General features: G+C 66.4%; 15 protein-coding genes. 5 read left to right on the top strand and 10 right to left on the bottom strand.

Going from position 1 to position 19,010, the window contains the following annotated elements; translation table 11 throughout:
• Positions 1 to 256 precede the first annotated feature (256 nt).
• From LPC08_RS24945 to LPC08_RS24925, 5 genes are read right to left on the bottom strand one after another with little or no spacing between them, the layout of a single operon-like run.
• Positions 257 to 1,246, bottom strand: a complete 990-nt coding sequence (locus LPC08_RS24945; RefSeq protein ID WP_230453371.1) for an ABC transporter substrate-binding protein — start codon at positions 1,244 to 1,246, stop codon at positions 257 to 259.
• A gap of 12 nt (positions 1,247 to 1,258) precedes the next feature.
• A complete protein-coding gene (locus tag LPC08_RS24940; protein WP_230453370.1) occupies positions 1,259 to 1,447 on the bottom strand; it encodes a hypothetical protein in 189 nt (62 codons plus the stop codon).
• A gap of 12 nt (positions 1,448 to 1,459) precedes the next feature.
• Positions 1,460 to 2,449 (bottom strand): Bug family tripartite tricarboxylate transporter substrate binding protein, encoded by a 990-nt coding sequence (locus LPC08_RS24935; protein WP_230453369.1) that lies wholly within the window; start codon positions 2,447 to 2,449, stop codon positions 1,460 to 1,462.
• 12 nt (positions 2,450 to 2,461) lie between these two features.
• Complete coding sequence (locus LPC08_RS24930) at positions 2,462 to 3,667, bottom strand: Gfo/Idh/MocA family oxidoreductase (RefSeq protein WP_230453368.1); 1,206 nt, start codon at positions 3,665 to 3,667, stop codon at positions 2,462 to 2,464.
• A 2-nt stretch (positions 3,668 to 3,669) separates the two neighbouring features.
• Positions 3,670 to 4,650, bottom strand: a complete 981-nt coding sequence (locus tag LPC08_RS24925; RefSeq protein WP_230453367.1) for a PDR/VanB family oxidoreductase — start codon at positions 4,648 to 4,650, stop codon at positions 3,670 to 3,672.
• A 269-nt stretch (positions 4,651 to 4,919) separates the two neighbouring features.
• Between LPC08_RS24925 and LPC08_RS24920 the strand changes: the two genes are divergently transcribed.
• Positions 4,920 to 6,260 carry a Rieske 2Fe-2S domain-containing protein gene (locus tag LPC08_RS24920; protein ID WP_230453366.1) on the top strand — a complete coding sequence of 447 codons (1,341 nt, stop codon included), beginning with the start codon at positions 4,920 to 4,922 and terminating at the stop codon, positions 6,258 to 6,260.
• Positions 6,261 to 6,415: 155 nt separating this feature from the next.
• On the opposite strand, the gene LPC08_RS24915 is transcribed toward LPC08_RS24920, so the two are convergent.
• From LPC08_RS24915 to LPC08_RS24905, 3 genes are all read right to left on the bottom strand, one after another.
• Positions 6,416 to 7,999 carry an ABC transporter substrate-binding protein gene (locus LPC08_RS24915; protein ID WP_230453365.1) on the bottom strand — a complete coding sequence of 528 codons (1,584 nt, stop codon included), beginning with the start codon at positions 7,997 to 7,999 and terminating at the stop codon, positions 6,416 to 6,418.
• 131 nt (positions 8,000 to 8,130) lie between these two features.
• On the bottom strand, positions 8,131 to 8,988 hold the full coding sequence (locus LPC08_RS24910) for a Bug family tripartite tricarboxylate transporter substrate binding protein (protein WP_230453364.1): 858 nt from the start codon (positions 8,986 to 8,988) through the stop codon (positions 8,131 to 8,133).
• A gap of 170 nt (positions 8,989 to 9,158) precedes the next feature.
• Positions 9,159 to 10,931 (bottom strand): thiamine pyrophosphate-binding protein, encoded by a 1,773-nt coding sequence (locus LPC08_RS24905; protein ID WP_230453363.1) that lies wholly within the window; start codon positions 10,929 to 10,931, stop codon positions 9,159 to 9,161.
• Positions 10,932 to 11,100: 169 nt separating this feature from the next.
• Between LPC08_RS24905 and LPC08_RS24900 the strand changes: the two genes are divergently transcribed.
• The gene (locus LPC08_RS24900) at positions 11,101 to 11,664 is read left to right on the top strand and encodes a MarR family winged helix-turn-helix transcriptional regulator (protein WP_230453362.1); all 564 of its coding nucleotides are present in this window, start codon (positions 11,101 to 11,103) and stop codon (positions 11,662 to 11,664) included.
• A gap of 264 nt (positions 11,665 to 11,928) precedes the next feature.
• The gene (locus LPC08_RS24895; protein ID WP_230450819.1) at positions 11,929 to 12,750 is read left to right on the top strand and encodes an IS5 family transposase; all 822 of its coding nucleotides are present in this window, start codon (positions 11,929 to 11,931) and stop codon (positions 12,748 to 12,750) included.
• 48 nt (positions 12,751 to 12,798) lie between these two features.
• Here LPC08_RS24895 and LPC08_RS24890 read toward each other — a convergent pair whose 3' ends face one another.
• Positions 12,799 to 14,151, bottom strand: coding sequence for an IS701 family transposase (locus LPC08_RS24890; RefSeq protein ID WP_230453361.1), 1,353 nt, complete (start codon positions 14,149 to 14,151; stop codon positions 12,799 to 12,801).
• Between the two features lie 450 nt (positions 14,152 to 14,601).
• Between LPC08_RS24890 and LPC08_RS24885 the strand changes: the two genes are divergently transcribed.
• Together LPC08_RS24885 and LPC08_RS24880 are read left to right on the top strand one after the other, a co-directional pair.
• The gene (locus LPC08_RS24885; RefSeq protein WP_230453360.1) at positions 14,602 to 15,978 is read left to right on the top strand and encodes a M20/M25/M40 family metallo-hydrolase; all 1,377 of its coding nucleotides are present in this window, start codon (positions 14,602 to 14,604) and stop codon (positions 15,976 to 15,978) included.
• Between the two features lie 188 nt (positions 15,979 to 16,166).
• On the top strand, positions 16,167 to 17,642 hold the full coding sequence (locus LPC08_RS24880; RefSeq protein WP_230453359.1) for an aldehyde dehydrogenase family protein: 1,476 nt from the start codon (positions 16,167 to 16,169) through the stop codon (positions 17,640 to 17,642).
• Between the two features lie 512 nt (positions 17,643 to 18,154).
• Here LPC08_RS24880 and LPC08_RS24875 read toward each other — a convergent pair.
• Entirely contained in the window at positions 18,155 to 18,976 is an 822-nt protein-coding gene (locus LPC08_RS24875) for an IS5 family transposase (RefSeq protein WP_230450819.1), read from the bottom strand.
• Positions 18,977 to 19,010: the final 34 nt, after the last annotated feature.

The following is a 19,010-nucleotide window of genomic DNA, read 5'->3' as shown; positions in this document are numbered from 1 at the left end:
CAAAGAAGCTCACCTTCCAGTGCCGAGCAGAAGCTATGATGCAGCAGGCATCCAGCTTCGAGTCGGCGACTATGCCGGCTTTGCTTGCACCACATACCCTCGTCCTGTCCGCGGAGCGACCGGGAGTGCGGCAGCTCTGCCATTTCGAACGGCGATGATTGCACGGCGCTCCCTCATTATCACGACTCTGGAATGGCCAATTCAGGCCTTTCAACAAGCCGCCCGGCTGAGCAGGGTGCCTTGGGAAGAGGCCTCCTCAAAGTCGGAAAACTTCCAGCGACGCGGGATGAAACAGCTCATCGGGCTGCAGGCGGCGGCTGGAAAGGCCTTGCGCATGGTGGGCCTCCAGGAAGGCGTCCAGCACGTGACGATTTCCCTCCAGACCGTAGGACCAGAAGTCCTCTCCCATCAACGTGCGCGCGTGCTGCAGCCGCTCCTCCACGAAGGGCAGCGTCACCTTGGTGGCAGCGGTGTTGGACAGGCGCGCCAGAGCCACGGCCTTGGCTTCCTCGAAGGCCTTGAACAGCGCGCCCGGCAGGTAGCGGTGCTGCTCCACCACGTCCTTGCGCACGCCCAGAAGGTGCATGATCGGGAAGATGCGGTGCTTGCCGTACCATTCGGATGCCGCAGCCACCGGGTCCGACCACAGACGTCCGACCTGCGGGTGGCCCTTCTCGTAGCAGGAGGGCGCGCGGGGGCCGATCACTGCGTCGATGCTGCCATCGGCCAGTGCGGAGGAAATGGTGGCCCCCGCCGGCAGGCTCTCCAGCCGAACGTCCTGCGGCAGCTTCAGCGCGATCTTCTCCTCCCGCCCGGGATGCTCGTAGCCGCCGCGCACCCAGGTGACATCGGCCGGCCCAACCCCGTATTCCTCCAGGATGGCGCGCACCCACACGTTGGCGGTGAGCTGGTATTCCGGCACGCCAACCCGGCGCCCCTTCAGGTCCTCGGGATGCGTGATGCCGCGATCCGTCCGGATGTAGACTGAAGTGTGGCGGAACGCGCGTGAGGGAAAGACCGGAATGCCGACATAGGGGCAATCCCCGTTGGCCGTCTTCACCGTAAAGGAGGACAGCGACAGCTCGCAGATATCGAAATCCGCGTACTTGAACGCCCGGAAGAAGATCTCTTCCGGGTCCAGGATCGAGAAGACGGGATCGACGCCATCGATGCGGACTGCGCCATCCACGAGTGGACGGATGCGATCATAGTCGCCGATGGCAAGAGAAAGAGGCAGAGATGACAAAGCGTTCAGCTCCTACTTGTTGCGCGCGGTGCTGGCGGCAGCGGCAAGGATCGCTACCAGGTCATTCTCCGCCGCCGCTGCGGACTGGTAGCGAGGCTCCGTCGTCACATAGGGTGCCGGCGCGTCATGCGGGCTGTAGATCTCCAGGAAGTATCGGCCGGAGCGTTCATCCCGCACGGGCTCAACGCGGATCAGCGGCATGGGTCAACCTCTCTATTCGGGGCGGATGCCGGCGTTGCGGGCGATCTCGCCGTTGCGCGCCTGCTCAGTTTGCGTCAGGCGGACGAAATCGGCACTGCTCTCCAGAATGGGCGTGCAGCCGATAGCAGCAAGCCGCTGGACGATCTCCGGTTCCCGCAGGGCGGCGGTTGCCGCTTTGTGGACGGCGGCCACCTTGTCGGCCGACAGGCCGCGCGGGCCCCAGATGCCAGTCCAGCCCTCGAAGACCATATCGGGATAGCCTAGCTCCACCATGGTGGGCGCCTCCGGCAGCAGCGGCACCCGCCCGCTAGCGGTGACGGCGAAAGCCTTCAGTTGGCCACTCTCGATCAGCGGCTGCACGGCACCCAGCGGCGCGAACATCAGGCTCACAGCGCCCGAAATCAGGTCGTTCACCGCGGGACCGGAGCCACGGTAGGCGACAATGGTGAATTCTGTGCCCAGCTTCTGCCCAAGTGCCGCGGCGCCGAGTTGGCCGACCGAGCCGAGCGTGGACCCGGCGAAGGTGAAGCGATTCGGGTCTTGCTTCACCGCTGCCAGCAACGCCCTGGCATCGGCCTGGCGGATGTTATTTGCCCCGCCCACCAGCACGTATGGAATGCGAACCGTGCGCAGGATCGGAGTAAAATCCGCCAGCGCATCGAATGGCACACCGCTCTGTACAAACTTGAGGACAAGATGCACCTCATTTGAGTAGAGCAGGTTCAGCCCATCCGGGGCCGAGCGCGCGATTTCCTGCGCGCCGATCGCGCCGTTGGCGCCGGAGCGATTCTCGATCACCCAGGTTTGGCCCAATCCCTCTGAGATGCGATTGGACAGCAGCCGCGCGGTGACATCCGTCGTGCCGCCAGGCGCATAAGGCACGATTAAGCGCACCACGTTGCGCGAGCCCTGCGCGCCGGCGGCCACGGGCAGGCCTGCGCCAGAGGCGGCGGTGACGGCGAGACGGAGCGCGTCACGGCGCCCCCAGGATTTGATGGTCATCAGTCCCTTCCCCTATCTCGAGGCCGTCTGTGTTGGCCCTTGGTGCTTCAGCATCACGTCCTGACCGCTCCGGGAGGATCGGAGCAGGGCGAGGCAGATCTCGGCGGTGGCGAGGCCCCACTCCCCGTTGTGCAGCGGAGGCAAGCCATGCACGACGGCGGCATGGAGTTCGTCGATCACCTCCGACCGCGGGATGTCGGGCGGCGGCAGCGGCTCGAACCAGCGTTCGTCGTCGCCATAGACCAGCACGCCGCGCGCGGTGGGCCGCAGATCGGCCTTCTCGCAGGAAGCGATGACCAATCCGAAATGGTTGTAGGCAGGCGGCGACGGAGCCGCTCGCGCCTCGGCTGCACCACTGCCCACGCCGTAAGCGCGCTTCTCCTTCAGTGCCGCTTCGTCGGCCGGAGAGGCAATGCCGCGCAGCGCCGCACGCGCGCCACCATAGGCGACAGCATCGCGCTGCGTACCCATCTCGCCCGTCCACTCCTGGAACTCGTCCGTATCGAAATGGCCGTGACCATTATAGGTCAGCGTGGCAGAGAGCCCTTTGCCGAAGTCCAGCAGGGCGTTGTAGGCGCCTTCCGTGCCGCGCGCGGGATCCCAGACGGAGGTACTGGCGCGGATGGCACGGGCCGGGCGGCCGGCCAGCAGGCGGACCACCTCGACTTGATGCGGCGCCTGTGAGAAGACCGCGCCGCCGCCCTGTTCGGTGTCCAGCTCCTCCGGCCGGCGCGGGCGGTACAGGTAATCAGTGAAGTTCAGCGCCGTGATCATCCGCACCGCGCCGAAACGGCCGGAGCGAATCATCTCACGCGCGCGAAGGTATGGGGCATCGAAGGAATGGCTATGCCCGACGATAAGATGGACGCTCGCCTGCCGCGCGGCGGCCACCATGGCGAGGCAATCCTCCACAGCCAGCGCCATGGGCTTCTCGACCAGCACATGCTTTCCCATCGCCGTCGCGGCACGCACATGCGCGACGTGGTATTGATGAGGCGTGGCGACATAGACCGCGTCCAGCTCAGGATCGGCGCAAAGCGCCTCCACCGTCTCGTAACTGCGGGCATCGAAATCCGCCTCGAAGCGGGCGCGCGCCTCCGGCCGGGGGTCGGCCGCCGCCACCATGCGGATGCGCGGATCGCGGGCCAGGGTGGGCAGCATGAGCATGAAGGCCCGCCCGAGCCCCGCTACGCCCAGGCGGATCGGCGTCTCCGCCACCGTCAGAGGTCCAGCACCAGATTGCCAGACCTGGCACGTGAGACGCAGATCATCAGCGCGGACTTCCGCTCCGACGGGCTGAGCACCATGTCGCGGTGATCCACCTCGCCCGAGAGGTAGCGAGTCCGGCAGGTGCCGCAGGTGCCGCTTTCGCACGAGGAGGGCAGTTTGCGACCGTGGGCGCGCAGGACTTCCAGGATGGTGCTGCCGACCGGTACCTCCAGCGGGTCTCCGTCCGGTCCAAGTTGCACGGTGAACGGCGTATCATCCGCGCGCGGGCGCACCAGGTCGGAGCCGAAGTCCTCGAAGTGCACGGACTGTTCCGGCCAGTGTCCAGTCATGTCGCGCACCGCGTCCATCAATGGGCGTGGACCACAGCAGTACACATGCGCCCTGGTCGGTTCCTCGAAAACCGGCCAGAGGTCGTAGGCCTTTTCGGGATCGCCTTCGTCGTGGTGGATCACCACGGCATCCGCCTCGGCGAAGGCGGGGTCGAGGATCTCGCTATGAAACGCTGTGCTGGTGGCGGCGCGGGTCAGGTAGAACAGCCGGAAAGGTTTGCCGCCTTCCGCCTGCAGGTATCGGATCATCGCAAGGATGGGCGTGATACCAATGCCGCCGGCGACGAAGATGTATTCCGGCGCGCGTAGGTCGAGTTCGAAGAGGTTGCGCGGCGCTGAGACCTGGAGACTGCCGCCGGCCTGCGTGTTGTCGATCAGTCCGACGGAGCCGCCCCGGCCTTTTTCTTCCCGCTTCACGGCGATGACGTAACGATCGCGCTCATGCGGATCATTGCACAGGGAATAGTTCCGCATGGCGCCAGAAGGCACGCGGACGGAGATGTGCGAGCCAGGTGTGAAGGGCGGCAACTCCGTCCCGTCGGGGTGTCGCAGTTCGAAGAGCTGAATGCCGTCGGCGGCGGGCTCGGCCCGCGAAACGCTCAGGGTCATCAGCTCCGTGTCGGCTTCCGGCGCGTCGAGCATGGGGAGATGTTTCCTCTGGCGGCGTTACGGCTGCCGCCCGGATTATGCTTAGGTATCTAACATAGTTAGCGCAAGTCTGCCCGAGAATCTTTCTGGCCATGTCGAGGCGAGTTTCAATTGCGACGCATTATTAATACGCGGGCCGAGTCACAGCAGCGAAACCGGTAATCCGCTTGACGAGGCGTGCGTCCGAACTAGATATTAGAGATCTAACCACTTTGCTGAGGGCGGACCCGCCCCGCGTTCAGCCACCGGAAGGACACGCTGCCATGCTGACCGCCGAGGAAAACGAGATCCTGTGCCGCGTGGAGGGCGATGCCCCCATGGGCCAGCTGATGCGCCGCCATTGGGTGCCCGCGCTGCTCTCTGAGCAAGTGGCCGAGCCCGATGGCAAGCCCGTCCGGTTGACCCTGTTCGGCGAAAAGCTGGTCGCCTTCCGCGACAGCGACGGGCGGCTCGGCGTGCTCGGCGAGATGTGCCCGCACCGCAAGGCATCGCTCGCGTTCGGTCGCAATGAGAATTGTGGGCTGCGTTGCCTGTATCACGGCTGGAAATTCGACGTGGAAGGCAATGTCGTTGACATGCCCTCCGAGCCCAAGGAGAGCGGCTTCGCGGAGCGCCTGAAGCACAAGGCCTACCCGGTGCGGGAGGCGGGCGGCTTCGTCTGGGTATATATGGGTCCTGCCGACGCCATGCCTGAGTTCGAGCCGCCTCCCTGGGCGCCCACGCCAGAGGCCCATGCTGCAATCGTGAAGATCCAGCTGCCCTGCAACTGGGCCCAGATCATGGAAGGTCAGATTGACAGCGCCCACTCCTCCTCCCTGCATTCCTCTGACATGAAGCCCGCCCGAGGCGAGGCGAAGGCGCTGGACACGCACTGGATCCGTCCCTCCACGGACAAGAACCCGCGCATCCAGGTGCAGGTCACTAACTACGGCATGCGCTACGCCGCCATCCGTCGCCCTATCATGAACGCGGCGACGCAGGACTACGTGCGGATCACCACCTTCGTCGCGCCTTTCATCGCGCTGATCCCGCCCAATTCCACCTATAACGTCGCCAGCCTCATCGTGCCGCGCGACGACACCAGCAGCTACTTTCACTTCATAGCCTGGCACGAGAGCAAGGAGGCCATCTCCACGGCCGCCTGGCGCAAGTTCTGCGTGGCGGAGGTGGGCGTTGACGTGGACGAGGAGTTCCGCCCGATGAAGCGACATGCCTGGAACAACTACCTCCAAGACCGGGATCTGATGAAGACGGGGGATTCCTTCACCGGCATTCCCGGCATTCCGAATCAGGACATCGCCATGTGGGAGTCCATGGGCGCCATCGCGGACCGCACCTCCGAGCGGCTCGGTGCGAGCGACATCGCGGTGATCCAGTTCCGCCGCATCATGCTGGACGCGGTGGCCCGGCACGCCGCCGGCGCCGCGCCGATCGGGCTCGAGGAGCCGCACCTGCCGCAGGCGAAGCTGCGCTCCTACCAGGGTATCGTGCCCAAGACAGCGAACTGGCGCACTCTCGGCGCTTCGGATGAGGAGGTTGCCTACCTGAACGGCATGGAAGAGGAAGAGGACGAGAAGGCCATGGCGCAAGCTGCCATCGCCTGATCCTCCCCTAGCCTTCCATCCCGCGCAGGTGCCCGGCCGCTCTTCCGGCCGGGCTTTCCCATGCTTCACCACTCAACTGGCAGACATGAGCCTTGGGAACAGGGATTCGGATTCTGCATCGGGGCTTGAGCGACGGGTGAAGGTCCGGTCGCGCCTCAGGGCACTGGCCGGACCTCGGAGGCATGCATGGCCTCGTCCGCGCGGGCGGCATAGCCGATCCCGCGCCGCATGGCGAAGGCCGCCTTCTGGATGTAGAGCGGAATGAAGGCGACGTCGTTCATCGCCATCCTGACGGCTCCCTGCAACAATCCATTCCGCTCACCGTCGTTAAGGGTCGCGGTCGCCCGGTCCAGCAGAGCAACGAAGTCGCGGTTGGCATAGCGCGGCATATCCGCCCCCCGGAGCCCGAGGATGGAGCGCAAGGGATAGGACGCTTCCCCCGTCGCGGCCGTGCCGCCGAGGAGAAAGGCCGAGAATTCGCCCCGGTTTGCGCGGGCCGCATAGGCGGTCCATGGCATCGGCTCCACCGTGGTCTGGATGCCAACACGCTGCCACATCTGCCCGATGGCCTGGATGACACGTGCATCGTTCAGGTAACGGTCGTTGGGACCGTGCAGGGTGATGCGGAACCCGCTGGCGTAGCCGGCTGCGCTCAGCAGCCGGCGTGCCTCGGCGGGGTCGGTGGCCGGGGTGAGGCCGGGAACATGGCCCCCCAGCTGTTCCCGCACCACCTGTGCGGTCGGCGCCACGGCCCCTTCCATCACGCGGTCGGCGATGGTCTGCCGGTCCACGGCTAGGGACAGAGCCCTGCGCACCCTCTGATCCTGCAGCGGGTTGCGCTCCAGCGCCTCCCCGTTCGGGCCCTTCACGAAGCTGGCCTCCGGCCGGATGAGATCGAGCCCGAGATAAACGATGCGAAGGCCGGTGGCTTCCTCGACACGCAGGCGCGAATCCGCGCGAAGTCGCGCCATGTCGGCCGTGGGCACGCCGTTGATAATGTCCACGTCGCCGGAGAGCAGCGCCGCCGTGCGGGCGCCGGCATTGCGGATGGTGCGGTTGGTGACGCGGCTCCAGGCCGGCTTCTCGCCCCAGTATGCCTCGTTCCGGCTCAGCTCGATCCGCTCCCCAGGCACATAGGCCGCGAAGCGAAAGGGGCCGGTGCCGATGGCCAGGCTGCCGTCGTTAAAGCGTTCTGTTGCCGCATCGGCATGCACGATGCGGCTGAGCATCATCACCCAGGCCAGGTTGACCGGCACCAGCGGATCGGAGCCCCGCGTGTGGAGCCGCACCGTCAGCGGATCGACCACCTCCACCCGCTCGATCGACCGGGTGAAGATGACGAAGCTGCCGGGACTGTTCTGCACCATCGGCACGCGCGACAGGGTGAAGGCCACGTCGTCGGCCGTGAATGGCGTGCCGTCATGGAAGGTCACGCCGGTGCGCAACCTGAAATCCCAGGCCTGCGGACCCGCCTGCTGCCAGGACACCGCGAGGCCCGGCTGCACCTTGCCGTCCGCATCCGTGCGGGTCAGGCCATCAAAGATCTGCTTGCTGACTTCCAGGTTTGGCGTCGCGGTATAGAAATGCGGATCGATGCTGGTCACGGAGGCGTTGTTGCCGAAGGTCAGGACCTGCGCCCGGGCCGCGCCGGATGTCATGGCGGCTGCCGCCAGCCCGGCCAGCAGGGCCACTCGCAACGCGAGGCGGCAGGTGGCCTTCGCCAGGACGACATGTCGCATCTTAATCTGTTCCTCCAAGCCCCCGTTCAGGAGCGATGCAATGAAAAACTCGCATCAGCGGCGATGCGGCCTTTGCAACCGCGCACCGGATGGGGGCCCGCCACCATGCCGGGACGTCTTGCGGGCGCCCGCTAGTCGGCGCGGATGTTGAGGCGGGCGATCAGCTCGCGATCCCTGGCAAACTCGGAGCGCACCGTTTCGGACAGTTCGTCCGGGGACTGGATGGCCGGCTCGATCCCCTGCTCCGCCAGCTTGGCCGCCGCCTCGGGCGAGCGGATGACGTCGGCCGCGCCGGCATAGACCTTGTCGATCACCGGGCGCGGCGTACCGGCCGGCAGGGCGATGCTGAGCCAGACCGAGGTCTGGGCTTCCGGCATCCCCAACTCGACCACCGTCGGCACCTCCGGCAGAAGCCGCGTGCGGGTGCTGCCCAGCAGGGCGATCGCCCGGAGCGCGCCGGAATGGATATGCGGCAGCAGGGAGTTCACCGCCCCCGCGAACACCTGTACGCGTCCCGCCAGCAGGTCAGGCATCAGGGCGTTGGCGCCCCGGTAGGGAACGTGCACGGCATCCTCCCCGACCAGCCGCGCCATGCCCAGATGCTGGAACGAGCCGGCACCGGAGGACGGGTAGCTCAGCGTGCCGGGCTTCTGCTTCGCCAGGGCGACGAGATCGGCCAAGCTGCGAGCCGGCACGCTGGGATGCGTCACCAGTACAACGGGCACGTTGGCCAGTCGCACCGTATAGGCGAAGTCCGTCAGCACGTCGAAGGGGCCGCGCACGATGTGGGGGTTCGTGGTGAAGATCTGGTTCGCGCCCAGCAGCCAAGTGTAGCCGTCAGGAGCGGAGCGCGCGACGGCCTCCGCGCCGATGTTGCCACTGGCCCCCGGCCGGTTCTCCACCACGATGGGCTGACCCCAGCGGGCGGAAAGCTGTTCCGCCACCAACCGGGCCACGACATCGTTGCTGCCACCAGGGGTGAATGGCACGACGAACCGCACGGGTTTCGTGGGGAACGCCGCGGGCTGCTGTGCCCCCGCCGGCAGGACGGAGGCCAGTAATCCAGAGCCTGCCTGAAGAAAAGTTCTGCGTTGCAAGTTCGTCTCTCCCTCGCCCGGTTTTCCGGACTTGATCGATTCGGTCCGCAGGGGGACCGCCATCAGGAATCGCGCGTCAGGCCCGCCGACATCGCGGGGTTGTAGCCAGGCAGTACGCGGGCATCGATCAGCACGCATTCGCCCTCCTGCACACGGCGCACGCCTTCCCGCACCGCCTCCACAAGCTCACCCGACGTGCGAACGGGGCCGAGACCGACCACGCCCTGGGCCTGTGCGATGGCAGCGATGTCGATGTCCGGATTGCTGATTTGCTGGCCGATCCACTTGTTCTCGACCGGCCGCTGCCGCTCTTTCGCGACGCGCTCCTGATGGACCTCGTCGTTGTAGAAGGACCGGTTATTGGCCACTACGGCGAGCAGCGGGACCCGATAATGCGCCGCGGTCCAGAGGGCGGAAGCCGACATCATCGTGTCTCCATCCCCCAGCACGGCTACCGGCAGACGGTTGCCGCCGCGCAGCGCCAGAGCAGCTCCGATCAGCATCCCCGGGCCGGAGCCGATGCCGGCGCCGCCATCATAGCCCAGGAAGTCGAGCGGATGGCCGAAATGCCAGGCATCCCCCTTCCAGCCGAGCGGCAGGCGGACGAAGCAGGTGCTGATCCCCTCCAGCCCAGCACCCAGTGCTCCGGCCAGAGTGCCGACATCGAGGTCGGCATCGTCCGCCGGGCGGGCCAGCGCCGGGCGAGTGGGCGCCTCCGCCGGCGCGCTGCCAGTCCCGGCCACCAGGGCATCGGCGATGGCGGCTGCGCCGATATCCGGCGCGCAGGCCAGATGCAGCGCCAGCTTTGGCAGGGCTTGGTGCTCCATGCCGAAGCCGTTGTGGAGCTGGTGGTCCATCGAAACCTGGATGATCTGCGCGGTCGGCCGGCCCGCCTGCTTCAAGGTCCCGGCGAGGTCCAGCCAGTCGAGGCTGAGGACGACGTCGGCTTCCCGCAGCACCGCCGCGCCCGCCGCATCCAGGAAGAAGCCGGGCGCGCCGGCATGCAGGGGATGGTCGGTCGGAAAGGCGGCGCCGACCTTGATGTCCGTCAGGACGCGCGCGTGGAGCCGCTCCGCCAGCGCCACGCGCCGGCCCCAGTCCACTGGGTCGCGCGATGTCCGACCCGCCAGGATGACGGGAGATTTGGCGCCATCCAGCATCGCAGCGGCACGCGCGACATCGGCCGCCGCCGGCATCGGCGCGGCGGGGGCGGCAAACTGTGCCGGATCCGGCAGGTCCGGCATAGCTTCCAGCCGCTGCTCCTGCAGCGATGCATCGAGGTTGATGTAGACAGGGCCGTGCGGCGCGGTGCGGGTCAGGATGTCCGCCCGCAGCATCGCCTCGATGGCGGCCTCGACCGAAGCGGGCTGCGCGTCCCATTTGAGGAAGGAGCGGACCAGCGCGCCCTGGTCCTGAGAGGTGTGGAGCCAGTCGATCCAGGGGCGCCGCCGGGCCGCATCGACCGGGCCGGTTGCGCCCAGCACCATCATCGGCACCCGGTCGCACCAAGCATTGAACAGCCCCATCGAACCATGCAGGAGGCCGACATTGCTATGCAGCACCACAGCCAGCGGCTTTCCCGTAACCTTGGCCCAGCCATGCGCAATTGCGACGGCATGGCCTTCGTGCAGGCAGAGCAGCATCTGTGGATCGCGGTTGCCGTTGCGGTTGACGAGGCTGTCATGCAGGCCCCGGAAGCTCGCCCCGGGGTTGAGCGAAACATAGGGATAGCCGAGGGCGCGGAGCATCCCGGCCACGACGTCACTGCCCCAGATGCTGCCGCCCTCGCTCGGTACCGGCGCCTCCAGCTCCCCCTGGACCAATGACTTGTCCATGCGTCCCGCCTCCTCAAAGCTGTTGGCATGCGGTCGGGCCCGCTCCCGACCACCCCTGTTGCGCCAATCCTTATGTGCTTAGAGATCGAAGTAAAGCGCTGATTCTGGCGTCGGGTGTCGGAACGGGCCGATACTTGGTGAGGAGCGCGGATGTCCTTACAATCCCTCCATGCAGGATGAACCGAATGAACATGGCCTTCATGATGCGCTGCCGTTCGATGAAAGTGCCGGTTTCCTCATTCGTGACCTCAACCGGGCGGTCCAGCGGGAGCTGGCCACACTCGTGCAGGAGCGTGGCGTCCTGCATGGCCACTGGTACTTCCTCCGCTTACTCTGGCAAGAAGACGGGCTGACCCAGCGGGAGCTGGCGCAGCGTCTGGGTATGATGGAGCCAACGGCGGTTGTGGCGCTTCGTGGTATGGAGGCGGATGGCTGGATCCGTCGTGTCCGCAGCGAAACCGACAAGCGGAAAGTACACATCCTGCTGACCCCCGCGGGTCGCCGCCTCCGCGAGCAGCTCCTGCCAGTTGCCCGCATGGTGAACGAGCGGGTGCTGAGGAACATGAGCCGGGAGGAGCAGTTGTTCTTCATCGCGCTGTTGCGCCGCGCCCGCCAGAACTTCGGGCAGCAGGATCCGGAATTCCGGCGACGAGAAAGCCCAGCCAGTGCTCGCTCCGAAGAGGCGGGCGGCCAAGACGGAGAAGCACCCGGCGGAACCTCGGCGCGCCTCTGAGCCTGTTCTAAAAGCCCCCTCTGGGCCCAATGTGGGAAAATCTTGAGCAGCTAAGTCGTATCGAGACCTTCCAAATGGCCCGAAGTTCTCCCTTTGTGCCCGCCGGCGAGCGGGAAAAGCGTGCCCGGTCTGGTCAGCAGGGACTTGCAGAGCAGGCTCTCAGAGCCTGATCCGAAATTAAGTTGAGTGGTATCAGCGGGTTAGCTTGACGCCAGCCCAGGTCATTGATTCAGGGGTTTTTGCGAAAACTTCCGGAGATCAACGATGTGGACCGATACCACTCGGGCGCAGTATGCCCGTGCGGAACTGGCTTTGCCAAGCGATTTGACCGATGCCGAATGGGCACTGCTGGAGCCGTTCTTTCCGCCAGCATCGCATGTGGGCCGCCCGCGCAAGTGGCCACTCAGGCGGATTGTCGAGGCGATCCTGTATCTGCTGCGTGGCGGCCTGCCGTGGCGGATGCTGCCGCCCTGCTTTCCGCCGGTCTCGACGGTGCGGCGCTGGTTCTACCTGTGGCGGGACAATAGGCTGTGGTTGTCATTGAACCATGCTCTGTTGCTGATCGCCCGTGAGGGGACGGGTCGCGAAGCCTCGCCCAGCGCCGGGGTAATCGACAGCCAAAGCGTCAAAACCACGGAAAGCGGCGGACCTCGGGGCTATGATGCGGGCAAGAAGACCAAGGGCCGCAAGCGCCACATCCTGACCGACACCGACGGCAATCTCGTCCATGCGGTAGTCCACACCGCCGACATCCAGGACCGTGACGGTGCGCCGCTGGTGCTGGCCGAGATCATCAAGCGCTTCCCGTGGCTGCGCCATGTCTTCGCCGATGGTGGATATGCTGGCGACAAGCTCAGGGACGCCCTCCGGCGGATCGGCAAATGGACCGTCGAGATCGTCAAACGGTCAGATGCCGCAAGAGGGTTTGTCGTCCTCCCGCGCCGTTGGGTTGTCGAACGCACACTGGCTTGGCTCAATCGGAACCGCCGCCTCGCCAAGGACTTCGAGCAGACCATCGCATCGGCTACCGCATGGCTCTTCATCGCCTCGATCCAGCTCTTCGCACGCCGCATCGCAAGGCCATGAAATCACGCCGGATAATTATGAATCAGACTCTCAGCTCGACTTTGGCCATTAGGCGGCGTGACAGAGTGCGTAAGTCCAGGCGTGCTGGAGTGCTCGCCGAGGTTTTGCGCCGTGACCTCCGTGCCGGGATGTGAGGAAACCTTGCTCGCACCAGATGTGCCGCCGCACGGCGGCGAGGGTGTCGCTGAAGGTCGGGCGTTCCTTGCGGTACCACGCGCTGCTCGCTGCGGCATTGCGTTCTGAGGGCCTGAGCTGGGCGGCCAGGAGGGTGACGAGCGAGAATACCCCAAGCAGGCATGGCGTGGTGCGGGCGATGGCGGGGTCCGACCACTGCCGCTGTGTCTCGACACCGAGATGAACCCTGGTCTCCTGAAAGGTCACCTCCAGTTGCCAGCGCTGGATGAACCAACGCAGGATCTGCTCGGGCGTCTGGTCAGGCTCGGTGCACAGCAGGGCCTGCGGCTCGAACCGATGGTGCGGATCACGGACCAGCACCCAGCGGATCGGCACGATGGGCATCCCACTATGGCGCCACACGGCCGTGGCCGAGCAGATCTCCACGCCACGCTCCCCCTCCCCATACCAGCCTGGGATCACCACACGCTGCCAGTGCGTGTCGGTGCCAACCAGCACCTCGGATAGGTTGGGCTTCCGCGCCCCTTTGGTGCGGGGTCGACCGTTGGTGCCGGGCAGCCGGGGTGGCGCCGGGTCATAGAGTGCCGCGTCGAGCCGCAGGCGCGTGATCCCGGTGATCCTGTGCCGGGTCAGGGCAGCCAGCAGTTCCAGGGCCGCAAAGCCGCTGTCGCCGACCAGCACGATGTCGCGCCCTGGAAGCCATCGGCGTGTCTGCAGAATGAGTTGGCGGGCCCAGTCGGTGAGCTTCTTGTGCCGCTGGCCCCGCTCGCGACAGTACCGCTCCGAGGGCGCCAGCGCGGACAGGAAAGGCAGTGCCCAAACCCGACCGGCCCAGGGAACAGGCGCCAAGAGCATCAGGCTGATCCAACGCAGGCCAGAAGCCTTCGCGAAGTGGCCGTGGCTGGAGCGCACCGGGTCACGGTAGATGCCGAGCGCTGCAATCCGCTTGCCGCGGCGGCGCTCAATAGTGTCGTCAATGCCCAGGACGACTGGCCCGCCAGGTGCGAAGGCCGCGATCAGGTGCCCCAGCAGAACACGCGATGCAGCCCTGGGGCTCCAGACTGCCCGGTTCAGCACCCGATGAAAGTTCACAAAGCGCCGCTCCCGCACGAGCCCGCTGATCTGCAGCAGGCTGGTCACCGTACGTTTGCCCGGCGCCAGGATGCCCCCGATCAGCAGCACCTCGGCGTGTCGCCAACTGCGCTGGAAAAACAGCGGCGCAAAGCTCAGGATCACCGCGGCGAAGCGGGAGGGCAAGTGAAGCATGGCGGCGTCTCTTGGCGGGGACACGCCAGCCTAGCCAGTCACCCGCCTCGCCGCCTACGCCCGCCTCAGATGGCCAAAGCCGAGCTCAGGTGCGGGCAGATAAAGGCGCCGCGAAGGCGATCACACGGGCTGCGCCTCTAGCACGACGGCCGCATGCAGGTGCTGGACGCTGGCCCTGATGCTCGGACACGGAGCCCATTCATCCGCCCTCCACCTATTTCGACATCGACGAGAGCGGTTGACCGACATGTCCCGACAAGCTTTGCTTAATGGCCAAGCGCACTGTGCTGCGCGCCTGTGTGCGGCCGGATGTTCGCTCGCATCAGGCGTTTCTCCTTACGCCAGCAGGCGGCAGGTGGGCGACGACGCCCGAACGATCCGGCCCGGACGCCTTGAGCGAAGTTTCGTCACGGAGCTGACTGAATGACTGCAACCAGAGAAGGCGCGATCATGCGCGCCCGCGAGGAATTTGATGGCGGTGCCTTCATTGAGCGCTTGCGGGCACTCGTCGCCGTCCCGACCGAAAGCCATCCGCTACGGCACAAGGCCGATCTCGAACACTACTGCCATGGCGTCCTGGGCCCAATGATCGCGGAGCTGGGTTTCCGGAACCAAGTCCTGGACAATCCCAAACCGGAACACGGCCCCGTTCTGCTGGGCACGCGGATAGAGGACCCGACGCTGCCCACCGTGCTGCTCTATGGCCACGGCGACGTCGTGCGCGCCATGCCGGAGCGCTGGCGTGAGGGCCTCGACCCCTGGACCCTCACGATCGAGGGCGAGCGCATCTACGGCCGCGGCACCGTGGACAACAAGGGGCAGCACCTAATCGCGCTGGATGCCATCCGCGCTGTTCTGGCGGAGCGCGGCGGCCGGCTTGGCTTCAACGTCAAGGCCTTCATCGAGACCGGCGAGGAAGCCGGCTCGCCTGGCCTGCTGGAGTTCCTGCAACGACATCGGGAAGCCTGCGCCGCAGACGTCTTCATTGCGCTGGACGGGCCGCGCCAGTCGCTTCGAGTCCCGGACATCACCCTCGGCACCCGCGGCGGCATCGCCATCGACCTGGTGGTGGACCTGCGCCAGGGCAGCCACCATTCCGGCCATTGGGGCGGCCTGCTGGCCGACCCACCGGTGATCCTGTCCCATGCCATCGCCAGCATCATCTCGCGCCATGGGCGCATCCTGGTGCCAGGCTGGACGCCGAAGGAGATCCCCCAGCCAGTCCGCGAGGCGAGCCGCAACGTCGTCATCGACGACCTGCCTGGCACGCCCGTTCCTGACGAGGGATGGGGCGAGCCAGGCCTCTCCCGCTCCGAACGCATTTACATGTGGAGCAGCGCCATCGTGCTTGCCAGCATCTCCGGCCAGCCAGAAAGCCCGGTCGGCGCAGTGTCGGGCACGGCGCGGGCGCGCATCCAGCTCCGCCATACCGTGGATGTGCCCGCCGCCGATGTCGTGCCTGCCCTGCGGGCGCATCTCGCCGCCCAGGGCTTCCCGGAGGTGCAGGTGGTGCCCGTCGATGAGCGCGACATGTTCCCGCCGTCCCGCACCGATCCCGACAACCCCTGGGTGAAGCTGGTGGCGGCATCCATGGAGCGGACGGCAGGCCACGCTGCCAACATCATCCCCAACATTGGTGCCTCGGGGCCTTCCGAGTTCTTCAAGGACGTCCTCGGCGTGCCTGTCATGTGGCTCCCTATGTCCTATGGCGGCTGCGGCCAGCACGGCCCGGATGAGCACGGCCTTGCTTCCCTATACCGCGAGGGTCTGCGTCTGATGGCGGGCGTATTCTGGGATATCGGCGAAAGCCGCCCGCATCCCGTCTGAAAGCCTGGAGCACTGCGCGGCCTCATCCGTCCCGCCTGTCCACGGAAAGCCTTGCGGCGCGTCATCGGCTGGGGCAGTATAGCTTAGGTGGCTAAGCAATAAAGCCCAAGCAGACCGGGCGCCGGACCGAGTTCCTGCCCGGCGGGTTCCGGTATGCCTGGCGGAAGAATGGGGAAAGCTCCGCGTCCATGCATGACCTGACTGCACCGTCCACCGTGACCTTGCCGCGGAACCGGGGTCTGTTCTACGGCGGGCGGTTCCATGTGGCCGCTTCCGGCCGGGTGCTGGACCTGACCAGCCCTGCTACTGGCGAGGCCCTCGGCCATGCGGAGATCGCGGGCGCCGACGACGTGGATGCCGCCGTGTCCGCCGCGCGCGCCGCCTTTCCCGCCTGGGCCGCGCTGAAGCCGGTGCAGCGGGCGAGCTATCTGCGCGAGTTCGCGACCATCCTTCGCGCGCACGCCGAGGAACTGGCACTGGTGGATGCCGTCGATGGCGGTAACCCTGTCACCGACCTCATCAAGGACGTGGCCATCGCCGCCGCGGGCTTCGACCTTTTTGCCGGTCTGGCCACCGAAGCCAAAGGCGAGACCATCCCCTCCGGCGATGGCGTCCTGAACTACACGCTGCGCCAGCCCTGGGGTGTGGTGGCCAAGATCATCGCCTACAACCACCCGCTGATGTTCGCCACCTGGCGCGCGGCGGCACCCCTGGCCGCGGGCAACTGCGTGGTGGTCAAGACACCCGAGCAGGCGCCCCTGTCCGCGCTCCGGCTGATGGAGCTGGCCGGCGACCATTTCCCGCCCGGCGTCTTCAATGTGCTGTCGGGGGACCGCGATACAGGGGCGGCCCTCGTCTCGCATCCCGGCGTCGACAAGATCGGGCTGGTCGGCTCGGTGGCGGCCGGCAAGGCGGTGCTGCGCGCGGCGGCCGAGCGCGTGGTGCCCTGCTTGCTCGAACTGGGCGGCAAGAACGCGCTGATCGCCTATCCGGACGCCGACCCCGCCAAGGTGGCGGCCGGCATGATCAAGGGCATGAACTTCCCCTGGTGCGGCCAGTCCTGTGGCTCGACATCTCGCGCTTTCCTGCATGCCGATATCCACGACGCGGTGGTGGAGGAAGTCCGCCGCCAGATCGCCGCCATCCGCCCCGGCCTGCCCACCGATCCGGCAACCCGCATGGGCTGCCTGGTCAGCCAGGCGCAGTACGACAAGGTGATGGGCTACATCGCCTCCGCGCGGGAGGAAGGGGCGACGCTCGTCGCCGGCGGTGCTCGATCCGACGACCCGGCGCTGGCGCGCGGCCACTTTGTGCTGCCGACGGTGTTCAGCGGCGTCACCATGCGCATGAAGATCGCGCGGGAGGAAATCTTCGGCCCGGTCCTGTCCATCCTGCGATGGGACGACGAGGCGGCGATGCTGGACGACGCCAACGGCGTGGAGTTCGGCCTCACCGCCTCCGTCTGGACCCGGGACGTCGCGCGAGCCCACCGCATCGCGGCGCGGCTCGAGGCCGGCACCGTCTGGATCAACAACAGCTCCGACCACTTCCTCGGCGTCCCGTTCGGCGGCTTCAAGCAGTCCGGCATCGGGCGGGAGGAAAGCCTGGAAGAGCTCCTGGCCTATACGCAGGTGAAGACCGTCAGCGTAACCATCGACGGATAAGCCACCCTGTCCGTGGCAGCCAGGGCGCGGTTCTCGTCGCGAAAGGGAGCCACACGGCATGTGCGGTGCGGATGCTGCCGGCGTGCGGGCCGGCCGTCATTGGCGTTCCCTGCTGTCCGGCTCGGGCCCTTCCCTGGCGGCGCTGGCGCCAGGAATGCGCGGGCCGGGCACAGGCGCGCCCGGCCGTCACGGGGCGCGCGCAACGTCGCCTCGCAGTGGCAATCGTTTCCCGGACCTTTTTCTACGTCTCTTTCTGGGCGGTGCCCGCAACGGGCGGTTCAGGCGCGCGGGCATCGAGGCGGAGATTATCCAATTCGGCAATGCATCCCAGGTCGGACGGCTGATGTCGGGCACCCTGCCTCAGCCGGCGACTACACCGACCTCAGCTACCTGGAAGCCGCCGGAAGGCTCTAGCCCTGGCGGCGTGGCACGCCACGAGGATTCACACGGACAGCACCGGGGACAACGGCGCCTATGTCTCAGAGTCTGATTCATAATTATCCGGCGTGATTTCATGGCCTTGCGATGCGGCGTGCGAAGAGCTGGATCGAGGCGATGAAGAGCCATGCGGTAGCCGATGCGATGGTCTGCTCGAAGTCCTTGGCGAGGCGGCGGTTCCGATTGAGCCAAGCCAGTGTGCGTTCGACAACCCAACGGCGCGGGAGGACGACAAACCCTCTTGCGGCATCTGACCGTTTGACGATCTCGACGGTCCATTTGCCGATCCGCCGGAGGGCGTCCCTGAGCTTGTCGCCAGCATATCCACCATCGGCGAAGACATGGCGCAGCCACGGGAAGCGCTTGATGATCTCGGCCAGCACCAGCGGCGCACCGTCACGGTCCTGGATGTCGGCGGTGTGGACTACCGCATGGACGAGATTGCCGTCGGTGTCGGTCAGGATGTGGCGCTTGCGGCCCTTGGTCTTCTTGCCCGCATCATAGCCCCGAGGTCCGCCGCTTTCCGTGGTTTTGACGCTTTGGCTGTCGATTACCCCGGCGCTGGGCGAGGCTTCGCGACCCGTCCCCTCACGGGCGATCAGCAACAGAGCATGGTTCAATGACAACCACAGCCTATTGTCCCGCCACAGGTAGAACCAGCGCCGCACCGTCGAGACCGGCGGAAAGCAGGGCGGCAGCATCCGCCACGGCAGGCCGCCACGCAGCAGATACAGGATCGCCTCGACAATCCGCCTGAGTGGCCACTTGCGCGGGCGGCCCACATGCGATGCTGGCGGAAAGAACGGCTCCAGCAGTGCCCATTCGGCATCGGTCAAATCGCTTGGCAAAGCCAGTTCCGCACGGGCATACTGCGCCCGAGTGGTATCGGTCCACATCGTTGATCTCCGGAAGTTTTCGCAAAAACCCCTG

The sequence above is a fragment of the Roseomonas sp. OT10 genome, assembly GCF_020991085.1.
GTDB lineage: Bacteria > Pseudomonadota > Alphaproteobacteria > Acetobacterales > Acetobacteraceae > Roseomonas > Roseomonas cutis.
The sequence above is the reverse complement of the archived record's forward strand: the minus strand, read 5'-3'. Positions and strand labels throughout refer to the sequence as shown.